Here is a 3,789-nt window from a genome sequence, read left to right on the forward strand (position 1 = left end):
CACCCCCCACACCCGATGACCACGTCCCGCCTCGAATCGGCAGCGACGGCAAGAGCCGGCTTCTCCTCCGGGGCCACACTTCGTTGAGATCATCCTGGTGAGCGGCCCTCGCGTGATCCCTGCCCCGGCACCACCCTTATCGCGAGTACGGTGCCGTCCGGCCGGAAGGAAGTCGCACCCCAGTCGTCGACATCATCCGGCTCTGGCCAGTCGTGCCGCCGTTCATATGTCCGTCGGCGGTACTCCTCGGCCTTGCCCTCAGCGAGCAGGTCGTAGAGATCAGCTGCCACGCCGGAAAACGCTTCGACCCGCGTGCCATTGATACGAAAGACCTGGTCAGTGCCGACGTATCGTTCCCCGGCGAAACAGGCTTTCGCGTCGTGGACGCTGGCCGTGCCAGCGTAAGCGGTTTCACTGAAGTGTTTGCGGCCCTGCTCGTCGATCAAATACCGGCCGACCGTTCCACCTCCACCGGCCAAGGCGAGCTGTCCGGCGGCATGAGCTCGGGCGACGACGCGGCCGAACCACGAGAGTTCCTTCTCAGGGATCAAGAAGGCGTTGTGCCGTTCTGCCCCCCGTTCCGCAGGGAGCGCCACCGAGTCCACGTACCGCAGAGCGCGGCGGCCGATGGCCACATCGGCCGAATCCGCACCTGATACCGGCCGTACTGGAAGCTCGAGACCTCCGCCCGTGTGCAGGACATGCACCGTCACACCGGCGGTCGCCAGGAATTCGGTCGAGGTCGTGAGCGTGGGAGTCGCGCTCCGCTGCCCCACATGGAATCGCTGCACACGCTCATTGCCCCGGGCCAGCTGCCTGTACGTCGTGCGAGAGCTTGGGGAGGTCTTCTCTCTCACCGCTTGGTGGTTGCCGTTCACGGTCACCACGAAGATTCGGGAGCCTTCACCAGGACGCCATGCCTCCAGCAGGAAGTCCGGCCGCGGCCTGGCGCCGAGAGTCCCGGCCGGCTTGGGTCGGGCGAAGCCGGGAAGCAGGACGGTTTCAGCGTCGACGATGCTGATCAAGTGGTCCGGATATCTCTCGCGAAGCGCCCGTTCAGCGACGGCGAGCCCGAACGCTCGGCCCAGCTCCCTTGCCTGCATGGCCCGATAGGATAGTTCGGGGGCTTTCCCCTCATCGGTGAGGCGCAGGCTCCCGTGCCGGTCGGCGGCGAAGGCGCGGCAGTATTTCAGCCCTTGCCAATGCTCCGCCAAGCCCCTGCCTCGTCCTTGCCGTGCTAAGGCCGTACCGCGCGCGAACGTCGCCAGCAAATCCCATGGAGTCACCCATAGGGGACCGCGCTCGGCCCGAGGTAGTGGGAGCAGGCCCAGCTTGCGAGGGCCATGACCTTCGGCTGGGGTTTTCTTTTTCGCCCGCTCGCGGTCAACGGCACCGGCCGCCTTCCCGACTCCGGTGATGAGTTCGGGCGATGAGTTCACCTGCACGGTCAGAAGGTCACCGAGACGCCTGATCACGTCGAAAGCCGTGGAGTCCATGCAACGGGACGGTACGAATCCCCGATACCGACGACAAGAATACGATTCAAGCCAGAGCGGTGCGGCCGACCGACGCCGTGAGAGTAACTGGACCAGCTTCTTCTGGTTGCACGCCGCAGGTACGCGGCGATCTTCCGGTATCCCACGGTGCACGGCCCGTGCGAGCCATGGCGAGCGATCTGCTCACTGGGGCGCTGCTGTCAGCTGCCCGGAGTCGTCCCCGCACGGGCTCGTGCACCTGCGGCGGCACCGCTATCCGGTGTCGAAGCCCTCTGGACAGGGAGGCGCGAGGTCCCTCAGCCATGGCAAGGAGCCGACGTTGCGATACAGACCGCTCCTCTCTGGCTGCGCGTCGGCCTGGGGAGCCGCCCGCCCGAAGCCGGCTCCCAGAACAGGGCCGCACAGCAGGTCAGGCCCGGTACTGATTTCTCAGTACCGGGCCTGACCTGGTGTTGCATCAGTCGGGGTGGCGGGATTTGAACCCACGACCTCTTCGTCCCGAACGAAGCGCGCTACCAAGCTGCGCCACACCCCGATGCGATGTGGGATTAGCTTAGCCGACCCGCGCCCGTACGCGAAATCCGATTCGGTGGGGCCGCTCCCGGCCGGTCCGGCGACCCCGCTTCAGGGCGTTCCCGCAGGTCAGCGCGGTGGGTGGCGCCGTGGGGGTCAGGGGCGTTCGACGAGGGTGAGGAGGGTGGCCTCGGGGGGGCAGGCGAGGCGGACCGGGGTGTAGCGGTTGGTGCCGCAGCCGGCGGAGACGTGCATGTAGGAGCGGTGGCCGCCGGAGTCGTGGTGGGAGAGGCCCTTGACGCGGCGGGTGTCGAGGTCGCAGTTGGTGACCAGCGCGCCGTAGAAGGGGACGCAGACCTGTCCGCCGTGGGTGTGCCCCGCGAGGATCAGCGGGTAGCCGTCGGCGGTGAAGGCGTCGAGGACGCGCAGGTAGGGCGCGTGGACCACGGCGAGGGCGAGGTCGGCGTCGCGCTCGGGCCCGCCGCTGACCTCGGCGTAGCGGTCGCGCTTGATGTGGGGGTCGTCGAGGCCGGTGAGGGCGATCTCGACGCCGGCGGTCTTGATCCGTCCCCGGGTGTTGGTGAGGTTGACCCAGCCGGCGGCGTCGAAGGCGTCGCGCAGCAGCCACCAGGGGTTGCGGGGCACCGCGGTGGCTCCGGCGTTGCCGTTGAGGCCATGGCGGCCGGTGACGCGTTCCAGCAAGTACTTGGCAGGGTTGCGCAGTTGGGGGGCGTAGTAGTCGTTGGAGCCGAAGACGTAGGCGCCGGGGAACTCCATGAGCGGGCCGAGCGCGTCGAGGACCTCGGGGACGCCCTCGGTGTCGGAGAGGTTGTCGCCGGTGTTGATCACCAGGTCCGGCCGCAGGCCCGCCAGGGACTGGAGCCAGCGCTGCTTCTTGCGCTGCCCGCACACCATGTGGATGTCGGAGACCTGGAGCACCCGCAGCGGGTGGGTACCGGGCGGCAGGACCGGCACGGTGACGCGCCGGAGCCGGAAGGAACGTGCCTCCACCCCCGCCGCGTACCCGAGGGTGGCCGCGCCCGCCGCGGCGACGCCGGCGGCCAGGCCGAGGGGAACCGAATAACGCGTACGCATCCCCCCATCGTTGCAGACCCCGGCCTGACACAATGACCGCATGACCACGCTGAAGGCCCAGTTGCACAACGACCTCACCACCGCCATCAAGGCGCGGGACGAGCTGCGTTCCGGCACCCTGCGGATGACGCTCGCCGCCATCACGAAGGAGGAGGTCTCGGGGAAGACCGCCCGCGAGCTCTCCGACGACGAGGTGCAGAAGGTCATCGCCCGTGAGGCGAAGAAGCGGCGTGAGGCGGCCGAGGCGTTCGAGAAGGGTGGCCGTGCCGAGCAGGCCGCGCGGGAGGTCGCCGAGGGCGAGCTGCTGGCCGAGTACCTGCCCGCGCCGCTCGGTGACGACGAGCTGGACGCGCTGGTCGCGGACGCGGTGGCCGAGGCGAAGGCGAACGGCGCCGAGGGCCCGCGCGCCATGGGCGCCGTGATGAAGCTGGTGACGCCGAAGGTCGCCGGCCGGGCGGAGGGCGGACGGGTCTCCGCCGCCGTGAAGCGCGCCCTCGCGGAGGGCTGAGCCGCCCGCGACGGCGCCGGATGACCGGGCGGCTGAGGCGGCTGAGGCGGCCGGATCGGCCAAGGGCGTGAACGACGACGGCGGGCGGGTGGCACACCCACCGGGGGGGCACCCCCCCCCCCCTTTTTGTGTGGTTTTCTGTGGTGTGGTGTGGGGGAAGGGGGGGCGGGGGGGGGG

3 protein-coding genes and 1 tRNA gene are annotated in these 3,789 nt (G+C 69.3%); 1 reads left to right on the forward strand and 3 read right to left on the reverse strand.

The window, feature by feature from the left end; genetic code table 11:
* Positions 1 to 89: 89 nt before the first annotated feature.
* The 3 genes from E0D90_RS24465 to E0D90_RS24475 form a co-directional block, all read right to left on the reverse strand.
* On the reverse strand, positions 90 to 1,496 hold the full coding sequence (locus tag E0D90_RS24465) for a hypothetical protein (RefSeq protein ID WP_130800127.1): 1,407 nt from the start codon (positions 1,494 to 1,496) through the stop codon (positions 90 to 92).
* Between the two features lie 461 nt (positions 1,497 to 1,957).
* Positions 1,958 to 2,031: transfer RNA gene (locus E0D90_RS24470), tRNA-Pro, on the reverse strand.
* A 134-nt stretch (positions 2,032 to 2,165) separates the two neighbouring features.
* Entirely contained in the window at positions 2,166 to 3,104 is a 939-nt protein-coding gene (locus E0D90_RS24475) for a metallophosphoesterase (RefSeq protein ID WP_103502640.1), read from the reverse strand.
* A 40-nt stretch (positions 3,105 to 3,144) separates the two neighbouring features.
* On the opposite strand from E0D90_RS24475, the gene E0D90_RS24480 reads away from it, so the two are divergent.
* Entirely contained in the window at positions 3,145 to 3,612 is a 468-nt protein-coding gene (locus E0D90_RS24480; protein WP_103502639.1) for a GatB/YqeY domain-containing protein, read from the forward strand.
* The last annotated feature ends 177 nt before the right edge of the window (positions 3,613 to 3,789 follow it).

Source organism: Streptomyces otsuchiensis (assembly GCF_004305975.1).
GTDB classification, from domain to species: domain Bacteria; phylum Actinomycetota; class Actinomycetes; order Streptomycetales; family Streptomycetaceae; genus Streptomyces; species Streptomyces otsuchiensis.